Below are 13,532 nucleotides of genomic sequence, written 5' to 3' on the forward strand. Positions count from 1 at the left end.
AGATTGTGAACAGAGACAGCCGCCTCGCCGTCCGCGGCGAAGCCCGCCTCGAAGTCGACCCCGAGATCGCCCGCATCGGCATCACCGTCGCAGCCCGCGGCACCGACCGCCGCACCGCCCTCGACGACCTCACCCGCCGCAACGCCACCGTCATCGACCTGGTCAAAAGCTACGGCGAAGCCGTCGAACGCCTGGAGACCGGCGGCTTCTCCATCACCCCCGAACTCACCAAACACGGCCGCGGCGAACGCGTCCACCGCTACCACGGCAGAGTCAACGTCACCGCCGAACTCACCGACTTCACCGCCCTCGGCGAACTCACCACCCGCCTCGCCGACCTCGACCTCACCCGCGTCGACGGCCCCTGGTGGGCCCTGCGCCCCGACTCGCCCGTCCACCGCAAAGCCCGCCAGCAAGCCGTCCACGAAGCCGTCCAACGCGCCCGCGAATACGCCGAAGCACTGGGCACGACGCTGGCCGCACTGGTGGAACTCGCCGACATCGGCGCCGAGAACGCCCAGACCTACGGCGCCCCCCAGAGCCGTATGCGCTCCAGAGCCTTCGTGGCCGGAGCCGTCGAAGACACCGACGCGGCCCCCCTCGACCTCGAACCCCAGAGGCAGACCGTCTACGCCCAGGTGAACGCACGCTTCACGATGGCACCCCCGAGCCTGTGAGCCGGCCTTTCAATTCGACCATTCGAACGCTCATTGGAGCACCCCGCCGCACATTCAAGCCTTGTCAATAACCCTTCACCCAAAGGTTGTTGAGTAGTCATGCACGGCCAATTCCCTACCCGCCGGTAAGGCCTAGGCTCAAACCATGCGCCGAGTAAAAATCGTCTGTACATTGGGCCCCGCCACCGACTCGTACGACCAGATCAAAGCCCTGGTCGAAGCCGGAATGGACGTAGCCCGCTTCAACCTCAGCCACGGCACCCACGCCGAACACGAGGAGCGCTACCAGCGCGTCCGGAAGGCCGCCGAGGAGACCGGCCGAAGCGTCGGAATGCTCGCCGACCTTCAAGGCCCGAAGATCCGGCTCGGCCGCTTCACCGAAGGTCCCGTACTCCTTGAACGCGGAGACACCTTCACCATCACCGTCGAAGAAGGCGCCGAAGGCGACCGCCAGACCTGCGGCACCACCTACGCCGGCCTCGCCACCGACGTCACCACCGGCGAACGCATCCTCGTCGACGACGGCAAGGTCTGCCTCGAAGTCACCGCGGTCGACGGCCCCCGCGTCCACACCAAGGTCGTCGAAGGCGGCATGGTCTCCGACCACAAAGGCCTGAACCTCCCCGGAGTCGCCGTGTCCGTCCCGGCCCTCTCCGACAAGGACGAGGCCGACCTCCGCTGGGCGCTGCGCTCCGGCTTCGACGTCATCGCCCTCTCCTTCGTCCGCAGCGGCAAGGACATCGACGACGTCCACCGCATCATGGACGAGGAGGGCCACCGCCTCCCCGTCATCGCCAAGGTCGAGAAACCCCAGGCGGTCGAGGCCATCGACGACATCGTCGCCGCCTTCGACGGCATCATGGTCGCCCGCGGCGACCTCGGCGTGGAGATGCCCCTCGAACAGGTCCCCATCGTCCAGAAGCGCGCGATCAAACTGGCCAAGCGCAACGCCAAGCCGGTCATCGTCGCCACCCAGATGCTCGACTCGATGATCGAGAACTCCCGCCCGACCAGGGCGGAAGCCTCGGATGTGGCGAACGCCGTCATCGACGGCACGGACGCGGTGATGCTGTCCGGCGAGACCAGCGTCGGCAACTACCCCATCGCGACCGTCACCACCATGGCCCGCATCGTCGAAGCGGCCGAGGAGGACATCCTGGCCAAGGGCCTGCCCCCGCTGACTGAACGCAACAAACCCCGTACCCAGGGCGGTGCGGTGGCCCGAGCGGCCGCCGAGATGGGCGACTTCCTCGGCGCGAAGTTCCTCGTCGCCTTCACCCAGTCCGGCGACACCGTCCGTAGGCTGTCGCGCTACAGGTCCCCCATCCCTCTGATGGCCTTCACCCCCGACCCGGCCACCCGCGCCCAACTCACCCTCACCTGGGGCGTGGAGACCATCCTCGGCCCCCAGGTCGACTCCACCGACGCCATGGTCGACCAGGTCGACGAACTCCTCCTCAAGTACGGCCGCTGCCAGAAGGGCGACATCGTCGTCATCACCGCGGGCTCACCCCCCGGAGTGGCCGGCTCGACGAACCTCGTCCGCGTCCACCACGTCGGCGAGGACGACAGCCCCAAGTAGCGCGAGAACAACGCGGCGAGCAATGTGGCGTCCCCGGACACCTGAATCGCCCTCAATTCCTTCCCGGCCACCGAGAAGAGCGACGGCGAATAGGGGACCGTCCTCGCGGACGAATACGCGGGCTTTCGGCAAATCCCCTCAGTGTTTGGGGCCTACGTGGGTGTCCATGAGGGCGACTGAGGTTTTGCGGGCGACAGAGACGTTGTGGGCGTTCGCCTGCCTCCAGTTGACGCCGACCTTGTCGAGGGTGTCGGTGTAGAGCTGCTTGATGTCCGTGGAGAGGTTGGTGAAGAAATACCGCGGGTATTCGTAGCGCTTTGTCTCACCGCCCACGAGGCGAGTCGTCCAGTTGGTGACACGGCAGCCGTCGGAGTGGACGAGACCCCGGATGAACTCCCAGGGATGGGCGTCGACGATGTCCTGCTGCCAGGGTTCAAGGGCGATTCTGCGGTTGTGCTTCACGCCGGAGTCGCGATGCCGGGCAGGGGTTCGAGCCGGCCCTGCCAGGAGCGGATCGAGGCGCGTGAGATGCCGGTCTCGCGGCTTACGGAGTTCAGGCTGCGGCCCTGTTCGAGCAGCGCGAGCGCTCGCTTGCGTGTGCTGACGTCGTACATGTGGACACTCTGTGAGAGTGATCGTCGCGACACGCAGCAAAAAATGGAGGTTCACACGAACGTGAACCTCCGCTTTAGATTGCGTCCTTCGATTTGAAGGAAAAGTGCCCCGAGTCGGATTCGAACCGACGCTTGATGGGTTTTGAATCCATTGTCTCTACCGCTGGACTACCGGGGCTTCCCCTGAAACCAAGGTCAGCGGTCTCCCGCTGTGCCCCCACCTTATCGCAGCTAGGTAGGCTCTTGTCAGCACTACCCCCGTGCCCTGAACGAGGAGCCCCCGTGACCGCCCCCGAGTCGCCCCAGCCCGTAGACGCGCCCGACGACGACAAGTCGCACGTGCCTCCGCTGACGACCCGTGTCGTCATCGCCGAGGACGAGGCCCTGATTCGGCTCGATCTCAAAGAGATGCTCGAGGAGGAGGGGTACACCGTCGTCGGTGAGGCCGGTGATGGTGAGCAGGCCGTCGAGCTGGCCCGTGAGCACAAGCCCGACCTGGTGATCCTCGACGTGAAGATGCCCAAGCTGGACGGCATCTCCGCCGCCGAGAAGATCGCCGAAGAGGGCATCGCGCCCGTACTGATGCTCACCGCCTTCTCGCAGCGCGACCTCGTCGAGCGGGCGAGGGACGCCGGTGCGATGGCGTACCTGGTGAAGCCCTTCAGCAAGAGTGACGTCGTACCCGCGATCGAGATGGCCGTCTCGCGCTTCACGGAGCTCAAGCAGCTGGAGCAGGAGGTCGCCGACCTCACCCTGCGTCTGGAGACCCGCAAGCTGGTCGACCGCGCGAAGTCGATCCTTCAGACCGAGTACGGGCTGTCCGAGCCGGCCGCGTTCCGGTGGATCCAGAAGACGTCGATGGACCGTCGGATGTCCATGCAGCAGGTCGCCGAGGCGGTCATCCAGGACGCCGACGAGAAGAAGTCCTCCAAGGGCTGACACCCGCGACGGTACGTACGACGAGGCCCGCGCCCCCTGAGCTGGGGGCGCGGGCCTCGTCGTAGAGAAGGACGCTGGTGACCTCAGTCCTCGCCGAGGTACGCCTTCCGTACCGACTCGTCGTGCAGGAGGTCCTCGCCGGTGCCGGAGAGGACGATGTTGCCGACCTCCATGACGTGGCCCTGGTCGGCCAGGGACAACGCCGCCTGGGCGTTCTGTTCGACCAGGAGGATCGTCGTGCCCGACGCCTTGAGTTCCACGATCGTCGCCATGATCTTCTGCATCATGATCGGGGAGAGGCCCATGGACGGTTCGTCCAGCATCAGGAGCTTCGGCTGGGACATCAGGGCGCGGCCCATCGCCAGCATCTGCTGCTCACCGCCGGACAGCGTGCCCGCGGCCTGCTTCTGACGTTCTCCGAGGATGGGGAAGAGGTCGTAGGCGCGCTGGATGTCCTTCTCGATGCCTTCTTTGTCCTTGCGGAGGAAGGCGCCGAGCTGGAGGTTCTCCGCGATGGTGAGGCGGGGGAAGATGTGCCGGCCTTCGGGGGAGTGGGCCAGGCCGAGGGCGACGATCTTGTGGGCGGGGACGCTGTTGAGCGGCTTGCCGTCGAAGGTGATCCTGCCGCCGGAGGGCTGGAGCAGGCCCGAGAGGGTGCGCAGGGTCGTCGTCTTGCCGGCGCCGTTGGTGCCGATGAGGGTGACGACCTGGCCTGCTTCGACGCTGAAGGAGATGCCCTTGACGGCTTCGATCTTGCCGTAGGAGACCCTGAGGTCCTCGACCTCTAGCAGTGCGGTCACTGGGCTTCTCCCTTGGTGCTGGTGGTGCTCTCCGCTTCCGTCGCGGGTTGGGTGTCCTCGGGTGTGGCTTCGAACGGTTCGCCGAGGTAGGCGGCTACGACGCGTTCGTCGGCCTGGACGACGTCGGAGGTGCCTTCGACGAGTTTCTCGCCCTGGACGAGGACGGCGACGCGGTCGCAGAGGTTGAAGATGAAGCGCATGTCGTGCTCGATGACGAGGACGGCGATGCCCTTGTCGCGGATGGCGAAGACCAACTCCTCGGTCGCCCGCGTCTCTTGGGGGTTCATGCCGGCCGTCGGCTCGTCCAGCAGCAGGAGACCCGGCTCGGAGGCCAGGGCGCGTGCGATCTCCAGCTTGCGCTGTTCGCCGTAGGGGAGGTTCCGGGCCAGGTGGTCGCGCTTGTGGGCGAGGCCGATGAACTCCAGGAGTTCCATGGCGCGTTCTTCGCTGGCCCTTTCGGCCTTCTTGAAGCCGGGGCCGCGGAGGAGGGCCGACCAGAGGCCTTCCTTGGTGCGGGTGTGGCGGCCTACGAGGACGTTTTCCAGGACCGTCATGTTGGCGAACAGGCGGATGTTCTGGAAGGTGCGGGCGACGCCGGCCTTGGTGACCAGGTGGGGCTTGGGCGGAAGGACCGTGCCCTTGTAGGAGACCGTGCCCTCGGTGGGGATGTAGAGGCCGGTGAGGCAGTTGAAGAAGGTGGTCTTGCCGGCACCGTTGGGGCCGATGAGGCCTACGATCTCGCCGGCGTTGACGGTGAAGTCGACGGAGCGGACGGCGGTGAGGCCGCCGAAGCGCATGGTGACGTCACGGGCTTCGAGTACTGGTGTCGTCATGGCTCTCTACGCCCCTGCCTTGGTGATGGCCGGTTCGTCGGTCAGGGTCGTGGTGTCCGGTACGTCGAGTTGGCCGGTCTCGTGGAATTCGAGCTGGCGTCGGCGGTTGGGGATGATCCCTTCGGGGCGGAAGCGCATCAGGAGGATGAGCGCGATGCCGAAGGCGAGGAGCGACTTGTCCTGGAGCGCCACGAGCTTCTCCGGGAGCAGGTAGAGCAGGGCGGCGCCGAGGAAGGGTCCGGAGACGGTGCCCATGCCGCCGAGGACGACGGCGGCCAGGAGGAACGCGGAGTTGGGCGGGGCCGCTCCGGCGAACTGGTACGGGTTCGGCACCACGCTGTAGGTGACGTGGGCGCTGACGGTGCCGGCGAGGCCGGCGAGGGTGGCGCCGAGGGCGAACGCGATGAGCTTGACGCGGAAGCCGTTGATGCCCATGGCGGTGGCGGCGGTCTCGTCCTCGCGGATGGCGATCCAGGATCGGCCGATGCGGGAGTCGGAGGCGCGGCGGTAGATCGTGACGACGAGGGCACTGATCAGGACCATGAGCAGGTAGTAGTTGGCGAACCGGCCGATGGTGAATCCGCCGATGTCGTGGCTCTGGCCGAAGTCGAAGCCGAAGAACGACAGGTCGGGGATGGACGGGATGCCGTTGGGGCCGTTGGTGATGTCGGGCCCGGAGACGCCGTCCATGTTGTTGACGGCGATGCGGAAGATCTCTCCGAAGCCGAGGGTCACGATGGCGAGGTAGTCGCCGCGCAGGCGCAGGGTGGGGGCGCCGATGAGGACGCCGAAGACCAGTGACGCGGCTGCGCCGGTGAGGGCGGCGGCCCAGAAGGGGAACTGGACGCCGGAGAACTTGGAGAACTCGGAGCCGGAGACGAGGGCGGCGGTGTAGGCGCCGACGCCGAGGAAGGCGACGTATCCGAGGTCGAGGAGTCCGGCGAGGCCGACGACGATGTTGAGGCCGAGGGCGACGGTGCCGAAGATGAGGATGTTGACGCCGAGGTTGGCGTAGTGGTCGTTGGTCTGGGTGAAGGGGAAGCCGATGGCGGCGACGAAGCCCATGGCGAGGGCGAAGCTGCGGTTCTCGGCGGTGAGGCGGCTGAACCGGTCGAAGAGGCCGGCGGTGTGCAGAGCCCAGGTGCTGAAGACGACGACGATGAGGAAGCCGATGAAGAGTTCGTCCTCGGCGTCGATGCCGTAGGCGAAGACCGTGAGGCCGAGGGCGGCGACGATGGTGATGGCCAGCCGCTGGATCCAGGGCGCGGTCTCCTGGGGGGCCGGGATGTGGTCGGCCTTGGCGATGTACGCCTTGAGTGCTTCCTTGGTGCTGTCGGTGGCGTCCTGCGGGAGGGCGAGGGCGCCGATGACGGGGAGCAGGGAGGCGACGGCGGCGATGTAGGTGCCGGGTTCCCAGTTGACGATGCCGCCGAGTTCGGCGGCGATCGAGATGACCGTGTACCAGGTGACGGCGAAGCCGCCGAGGGCGGCGAGGACGAGGGGTGCGTTGTTGCGGGCGGGCAGGAGCCAGCCGAAGCCTCGGACGCCGTAGAGGGCGAGGGCGAAGACGGCGGTGATGATGCCGGCGACGAGGGTGAGGATCTGGAGGCCGCCGGGGTAGCCGTTGACGGTGAGGTCGCCGGGGAATTCGGCGGTCCAGGTCCAGCGCAGGAACGTGGAGGCCGCGGTGGCGATGCCGCCGGCCAGGAGGAGGGCGCGGGCGGCCGCGAGGGGCAGCGGGATGATGCCGCGTTGTGTTCCGGGTGCGGGGATGGCGTCGTCGGCGGGCGGGGTGGCCGGGGTTTTGGTCGTCTCGGTCATGTGATCACGCCCTGTCCGCGACGCGTTCGCCGAGCAGGCCCTGTGGCCTGAACAGCAGTACGAGGATGAGGAGACAGAAGGCCCAGACGTTGGCCCAGCCGGATCCGCCGAGCTGCTGCATGCCGGGGATGTGGTTGATGTAGGCGGAGGCGAGGGTCTCGGCGACGCCGAGGACTACTCCGCCGAGCATGGCGCCGTAGATGTTGCCGATGCCGCCCATGACGGCCGCGGTGAAGGCCTTGAGGCCCATCAGGAAGCCCATGCGGTAGCCGATGTTGCCGTACTTGAGGCCGTAGGAGACGGCTGCTACGGCGGCGAAGAAGCCGCCGATGGCGAACGCTATGACGATGATGCGGTTGGTGTCGATGCCCATGAGCTGGGAGGTGTCCGGGTCCTGCGCGGTGGCCTGCATGGCGCGGCCGGTGCGGCTCTTGCGGACGAACCAGGCGAGGCCGGACATGCAGACGATGGCGGCCAGCACGAGGAAGATGTCGGCGTCGGTGATGGTGACGGAGCCGATGTCGTGGGTGCCGTCGAGGCTGGGGAAGGAGCGGTCCTTGTCGGCGCCCGGGTAGAAGTTCCGGACGACTTCCTGGAGCGCGAGTGAGAGGCCGATGGCGGTGATGAGGGGCGCCAGCCGTGGTGCTTGCCGCAGGGGGCGGTAGGCGAATCGTTCGGCCCCTACCGCGACGAGGACGGAGACGATTCCGCCGCCGATCAGCATGAGCGGTACGGCGACCACCATCGCGGTGCCGTCGGGCAGGATGTAGGCGTAGACCGTGAGAGCGCCGAACGCTCCGGTCATGAAGATCTCGCCGTGCGCGAAGTTGATGAGCTGGACGATGCCGTACACCATCGTGTAGCCGATGGCGATCAGCCCGTACATCGAGCCGAGGAGCAGCCCGTTGGCCAGCTGCTGCGGCAGGGTGTTCACCGCGTGGCCTCCATTGTCGCTGGTGGTCGTGTGCACAGATCGCGTGCCTGGGGGTGGGGGGGGGTGTGACAACGGGCCGCGCGGTCGGGATCCTCCTTCCGCGCGGCCCGTGGTGCGGTGGTGCTGGGCTGGGATCAGCCGGTGAAGGTGCCGGTCTTCACGGCCTTCCAGGCGCCGTTGGTGACCTGGTAGACGGTGAGCTGCTTGTTGCCGGTGTCGCCGTACTCGTCGAAGGAGACCTTGCCGGTGATGCCTTCGAAGTCGGACTTCTGTACGGCGTCGACGACCTTGGAGCGGAGGTCGTTGCTGTCCGGGAGCTTGCCGTCGTTGGCGTCCTTGACTGCCTTCACCGCCTTGATGATGGCGGAGGCGGCGTCGTAGGAGTAACCGCCGTAGGCGCCGTAGTCACCCTTGTAGCCCTTGGCCTTGTAGGTGGAGATGAAGGCCTTGGCGGCGGGCAGGGTGTCGACGGGGACGCCGACGGAGGTGGCGAGGTCGCCTTCGGCCGCCTTGCCGGCGGTCTGGATGTAGGTGGTGGCGTACATGCCGTCACCGCCGAACAGCGGGATCTTGACGCCGGCTGCCTTGAGCTGCTTGGTGATCTTCTCCGACTCGTCGTACTGGCCGCCGTAGTAGACCAGGTCGGCGCCGGAGTTCTTGATCTTGGTGACGAGCGAGCTGAAGTCGGTGTCGCCGGTGTTGACGTGGTCGGTGCCGGCGATGGTGCCGCCGAGCTTCTTGAAGCCGCTGTTGAAGATCCCGGCCAGGCCGGCGCCGTAGGTCTGCTTGTCGTCGACGACGTAGGCCTTCTTCTTCTTGAGGCCGTTGAACGCGTAGTCGGCGGCGAAGCCACCCTGGAGGGCGTCGGTGGTGGCGGTGCGGAAGTACGTCTTGTACGGCCGCGACTTGCTGGTCGCCCAGTCCTTGCCCTGGGTCAGGCTGGGGTCGGTGTTCGAGGGGGAGATCTCGACCATGTTGGCCGAGGCGAACACCTTCTGCATGGACAGGGCCACGCCGGAGTTCAGCGGGCCGACGGCGCCGACGACGTCGCTCTGGCCGGTGAAGGCGGTGGCGTTGGACTGGCCGGTGGCGGGCTGCGCCTTGTCGTCCAGAGCCTTGACCTTGAACTTGACGCCGGGGACCCAGTTGTTCTTGTTGGCGTCGTCCACGGCGATCTGGACGCCGTACTGGATGCCGAGACCGGTGGTGGAGTTCTCACCGGACAGCGGGGCGTCGACGCCGATGGTCAGGGTGGTCGACCCGCTGTCGCTGTTGCTGTCGCTGTCCCGGGAGCCGCAGGCGGTGAGGGTCAGAGCTCCGGTCGTGAGAACGGAGGTCAGTATCACCAAAGAACGCTGTCGCACAATCAGTCCTTTCCGCAGGCACAGTCGCCCCCGTTTGGAGCGGCAAGGTGCTGCGCTGGTACCCAACTCCCGATGGAGCGGTGACTGGCCGTGACTCTAAGCCCGGTCTGTGGGCATGGGCATCGTCGTGCGCTGGCTTGTGACTTTCTTGTTATGACGTGCAGGTTGGCGGGGATCGTGGAGGGTGGGTCTCGGCCGGTTTGGCGGAATTCAGCCGAGGTCCACATTTTGAGAACCTGCACTTCCGCTTGGCCGTGGGCCTGGCCTGGCCTTTGTCGTGCCGCAGGCCCTGTGGAGGAGCTGGGAAAGGTCCTTGGAGTAGGCGCTGCCGAAGATGAAACTGTGGTGTTGTATTGCGCGCGTGTTACGCAGCGTTACGTCCAGAAAGGCGAGGTCCGCGTTCAGAGGCAGTCCCGAACAGTCGGAAACCGATATCTCCACCGTGACGCGGCGGGTTGTGCCGGTGCTGACGGTGAAGGTGGGGTTCGGAACGGCCTGGGCGGTGAGCCCGTCGAAGGCGGCGCCGATGACGCGTATGGCGACGGGGGGTCCGCTGTCCACGGTGACCGCGAAGCGGAAGAAGCCGGTCGTGGTGGGGGTGTCGGTGGTCTGGGCGAGCCCGATGTAGCGCCATTCGGTGATGTTCGCGGGCCACGGGACGGGCGGGGCGGGGTCGTCCTGCCGCCGGTCGTGGAGGGGCAGCAGGACGGCTCCGAGGGCCACGGCGGCGACCGCGGCCGCGGCGAGCACGGCCCTGCGGGTTCGCTGCGGCAGTGTGTGCCAACGGTCCGTCAGGCGGGGCGAGTCACCCCCGATGACTTCGTAACTCCCGTCCGTCTCCGGTGAGTCGACGGATTCGACGGGCCCGATACCGCTCATGCCGGCAGCCTCATGGGGAAACGGTAGGGGAGCGGACGGGGGTGCGGAAGACGGGGTCAAGATCCTCCGGTTCGGGGCCGGTTCGCGGCTTGCGCGTGGACCCGTCCGCGATCGGCCCGCGGCGGGCGCGGGGATTCAGTTCGCGCTGTCCGCGGGGATGGGGTCGCCCGGCTTCAGGTCCCGCAGCATGCAGGTGAGCCGCGCGGTGCACACGCGGCGCCCGTCCTCGTCACTGATCACGATCTCGTACGTCGCCGTCGAGCGGCCCCGGTGGACGGGGGTGGCGACGCCGGTCACGAGGCCGGAGCGGGCGCCTCGGTGGTGGGTGCAGTTCAGGTCGACGCCGACGGCGATCTTCGTGCTGCCGCCGTGCAGCATGGACCCGAGCGAGCCGAGGGTCTCGGCCAGCACCGCGGAGGCGCCGCCGTGCAGCAGTCCGTACGGCTGGGTGTTCCCCTCGACCGGCATGGTGCCGACGACGCGCTCGGCGGACGCCTCGACGATCTCCACGCCCATCCGGGTGCCGAGGTGCCCCGCGGAGAGGAGGGCGACCAGGTCGACGCCGAGTGTCGAGTACTCGTCGATGACGTCCTGCGGGAACTTCCCGTGCTGCTGCTCGCCCATGGGGCCGACTCCGTTCGTCCTGCGTCCGGCTGGTGCACCTGACCGACGGCTGAGCAAACGCTCAGTCGGTCGTTGATTGTTCCAGACGTACGACGACGGACTTGCTGGCCGGGGTGTTGCTGGTGTCGGCGGTGGCGTCCAGGGGGACCAGGACGTTGGTCTCGGGGTAGTAGGCGGCGGCGCAGCCCCGCGCGGTCGGATAGTGCACGACGCGGAAACCGGGCGCCCGCCGCTCCACGCCGTCCTTCCACTCGCCGACCAGATCGACGTACGACCCGTCGGCGATCCCCAGCCGGGCGGCGTCGTCGGGGTGGACCATGACGACCCGGCGGCCGTTCTTGATGCCCCGGTAGCGGTCGTCGAGGCCGTAGATCGTGGTGTTGTACTGGTCGTGCGAGCGCAGCGTCTGCAACAGCAGGCGCCCTTCCGGCAGTTCGGGGTACTCGACGGGCGCGGCGGTGAAGTTGGCCTTGCCGGTGGCGGTGGGGAAGCGGCGTTCGTCGCGCGGGGCGTGCGGGAGGGCGAAGCCGCCCGGGTGCGCGACACGCGCGTTGAAGTCCTGGAAGCCGGGGATCACGCGCGCGACGCGGTCGCGGATCGTCGCGTAGTCCTTCTCGAACTCCTCCCAGGGCGTGCGGGATTCGGTGCCGAGGACGCGGCGGGCGAGGCGGCACACGATGGCCGGCTCGGACAGCAGGTCGGCGCTCGCGGGCTCCAGGCGGCCGCGGGAGGCGTGCACCATGCCCATGGAGTCCTCGACGGTCACGAACTGCTCGCCGCCGCCCTGGAGATCGCGCTCGGTGCGGCCCAGGGTGGGCAGGATGAGGGCACGCGCGCCCGTGACGGCGTGCGAGCGGTTCAGCTTCGTCGACACGTGCACGGTGAGGCTGGCGCGCCGCATGGCGGCCTCGGTGACCTCGGTGTCGGGGGAGGCCGACACGAAGTTGCCGCCCATCGCGAAGAACACCTTCGCGTCGCCGTCGCGCAGGGCGCGGATCGCGGCGACGACGTCGTAGCCGTGCTCGCGCGGCGGGGCGAAGCCGAACTCCTTCTCCAGGGCGTCCAGAAAGGCGGGTGCGGGGCGCTCGAAGATGCCCATCGTGCGGTCGCCCTGCACGTTGCTGTGGCCGCGCACCGGGCACACGCCGGCGCCGGGGCGGCCGATGTTGCCGCGCAGCAGAAGGAAGTTGACGACCTCGCGGATCGTCGGGACGGCGTGCTTGTGCTGAGTGAGGCCCATCGCCCAGCACACGATGGTGCGCTCGGAGGCGAGGACCATCTCCAGGGCCTTCTCGATCTCCGGGCGGGTCAGCCCGGTGGCGAGGAGCGTCTCGTCCCAGTCGGCGCCGCGCGCGGTGGCGGCGAACTCCTCGTAGCCGTGGGTGTGTTCGTCGATGAAGGGCTGGTCGACCGCGCCCTCCGTCTCAAGGATGAGCTTGTTGAGAAGGCGGAAGAGGGCCTGGTCGCCGCCGATGCGGATCTGGAGGAACAGGTCGGTGAGGGCGGCGCCCTTGAGCATGCCCTGCGGGGTCTGCGGGTTCTTGAACTTCTCCAGGCCCGCCTCGGGCAGCGGGTTGACGCTGATGATCTTCGCGCCGTTGGCCTTGGCCTTCTCCAGGGCGGAGAGCATGCGCGGGTGGTTGGTGCCCGGGTTCTGTCCGGCGACGACGATCAGGTCGGCCTGGTAGAGGTCCTCCAGCAGGACGCTGCCCTTGCCGATGCCGATCGTCTCGTTCAGCGCCGAACCCGACGACTCGTGGCACATGTTCGAGCAGTCCGGCAGGTTGTTGGTGCCCAGCTCCCGCGCGAACAACTGGTACAGGAACGCGGCCTCGTTGCTGGTCCGGCCCGAGGTGTAGAACAGCGCCTCGTCGGGGGAGCCCAGGGCGGCGATCTCCTCCGCGACGATGTCGAAGGCACGCTCCCAGGAGACCGGTTCGTAGCGCTCGGCCCCTTCGGGGAGATACATGGGATGCGTCAGACGCCCTTGCTGCCCCAGCCAATACCCGCTGCGGGTCGCGAGATCGGCCACCGGGTGGGCGGCGAAGAACTCCGGGGTGACCCGGCGCAGGGTGGCCTCCTCGGCGACCGCCTTCGCGCCGTTCTCACAGAACTCCGCCGCGTGCCGGTGGTCCGGCTCCGGCCAGGCGCAGCCCGGGCAGTCGAAACCGTCCTTCTGATTGACCCGCAGCAGCGTCAGCGCGGTGCGCTTCACACCCATCTGCTGCTGGGCCATGCGCAACGTGTGCCCGATCGCCGGAAGTCCGGCCGCGGCGTGCTTCGGCTCGGTGACCTGCGGGGCGTCCTGGACCGGATCACCCTTGGGCGGCTTCGTGGCCATCGCGGGCCCTCCTTCGCTGGCACATGTGCACTACATCTCCGATCCTCGCACGCGGCAGTGACAGCGCCGAGGTCGGTTCGTGGGCCCAATGGTTTCGGCGTGTGTGCGGGGCGTGGGGCGGGGC

Annotated in this window: 11 protein-coding genes, 1 tRNA gene and 1 pseudogene; 3 read left to right on the forward strand and 10 right to left on the reverse strand. The window is 67.8% G+C overall.

The features are described from left to right. Window positions 1-2: 2 nt before the first annotated feature. Window positions 3-677 carry an SIMPL domain-containing protein gene (locus ACNFOC_RS39275; protein ID WP_416963794.1) on the forward strand — a complete coding sequence of 225 codons (675 nt, stop codon included), beginning with the start codon at window positions 3-5 and terminating at the stop codon, window positions 675-677. Window positions 678-822: 145 nt separating this feature from the next. Beyond that, window positions 823-2,259 carry a pyruvate kinase gene (pyk, locus tag ACNFOC_RS39280; RefSeq protein WP_416963795.1) on the forward strand — a complete coding sequence of 479 codons (1,437 nt, stop codon included), beginning with the start codon at window positions 823-825 and terminating at the stop codon, window positions 2,257-2,259. A gap of 138 nt (window positions 2,260-2,397) precedes the next feature. On the opposite strand, the pseudogene ACNFOC_RS39285 reads toward pyk, so the two are convergent. Together ACNFOC_RS39285 and ACNFOC_RS39290 are read right to left on the reverse strand one after the other, a co-directional pair. Next, window positions 2,398-2,873: pseudogene (locus ACNFOC_RS39285) on the reverse strand (helix-turn-helix domain-containing protein). Between the two features lie 105 nt (window positions 2,874-2,978). Then, window positions 2,979-3,051 (reverse strand) — tRNA-Leu (locus tag ACNFOC_RS39290). A 104-nt stretch (window positions 3,052-3,155) separates the two neighbouring features. Here ACNFOC_RS39290 and ACNFOC_RS39295 point away from each other — a divergent pair. Further along, window positions 3,156-3,812, forward strand: coding sequence for an ANTAR domain-containing response regulator (locus ACNFOC_RS39295; protein WP_019062225.1), 657 nt, complete (start codon window positions 3,156-3,158; stop codon window positions 3,810-3,812). A gap of 83 nt (window positions 3,813-3,895) precedes the next feature. Here ACNFOC_RS39295 and ACNFOC_RS39300 read toward each other — a convergent pair whose 3' ends face one another. The 8 genes from ACNFOC_RS39300 to ACNFOC_RS39335 all read right to left on the reverse strand — a co-directional run bounded on the left by ACNFOC_RS39300 (window position 3,896) and on the right by ACNFOC_RS39335 (window position 13,408). Further along, complete coding sequence (locus tag ACNFOC_RS39300; RefSeq protein WP_406127858.1) at window positions 3,896-4,612, reverse strand: ABC transporter ATP-binding protein; 717 nt, start codon at window positions 4,610-4,612, stop codon at window positions 3,896-3,898. Beyond that, entirely contained in the window at window positions 4,609-5,445 is an 837-nt protein-coding gene (locus ACNFOC_RS39305; protein ID WP_416963796.1) for an ABC transporter ATP-binding protein, read from the reverse strand. Before ACNFOC_RS39305 ends, ACNFOC_RS39300 begins: the two co-directional genes overlap by 4 nt. A gap of 6 nt (window positions 5,446-5,451) precedes the next feature. Next, window positions 5,452-7,266, reverse strand: coding sequence for a branched-chain amino acid ABC transporter permease (locus ACNFOC_RS39310; protein ID WP_416963797.1), 1,815 nt, complete (start codon window positions 7,264-7,266; stop codon window positions 5,452-5,454). A 4-nt stretch (window positions 7,267-7,270) separates the two neighbouring features. After that, window positions 7,271-8,200 (reverse strand): branched-chain amino acid ABC transporter permease, encoded by a 930-nt coding sequence (locus ACNFOC_RS39315; protein WP_416963798.1) that lies wholly within the window; start codon window positions 8,198-8,200, stop codon window positions 7,271-7,273. Window positions 8,201-8,334: 134 nt separating this feature from the next. Beyond that, window positions 8,335-9,549, reverse strand: a complete 1,215-nt coding sequence (locus ACNFOC_RS39320; RefSeq protein WP_416963802.1) for a branched-chain amino acid ABC transporter substrate-binding protein — start codon at window positions 9,547-9,549, stop codon at window positions 8,335-8,337. Between the two features lie 225 nt (window positions 9,550-9,774). Beyond that, entirely contained in the window at window positions 9,775-10,443 is a 669-nt protein-coding gene (locus ACNFOC_RS39325; RefSeq protein ID WP_416963799.1) for a hypothetical protein, read from the reverse strand. 135 nt (window positions 10,444-10,578) lie between these two features. Further along, complete coding sequence (locus ACNFOC_RS39330) at window positions 10,579-11,067, reverse strand: PaaI family thioesterase (protein WP_416963800.1); 489 nt, start codon at window positions 11,065-11,067, stop codon at window positions 10,579-10,581. 61 nt (window positions 11,068-11,128) lie between these two features. Continuing rightward, the gene (locus ACNFOC_RS39335; RefSeq protein WP_416963801.1) at window positions 11,129-13,408 is read right to left on the reverse strand and encodes an FdhF/YdeP family oxidoreductase; all 2,280 of its coding nucleotides are present in this window, start codon (window positions 13,406-13,408) and stop codon (window positions 11,129-11,131) included. Window positions 13,409-13,532 lie beyond the last annotated feature (124 nt).

Origin of the sequence: Streptomyces colwelliae (assembly GCF_048158785.1) — a bacterium.
Classification (GTDB): Bacteria; Actinomycetota; Actinomycetes; order Streptomycetales; family Streptomycetaceae; genus Streptomyces.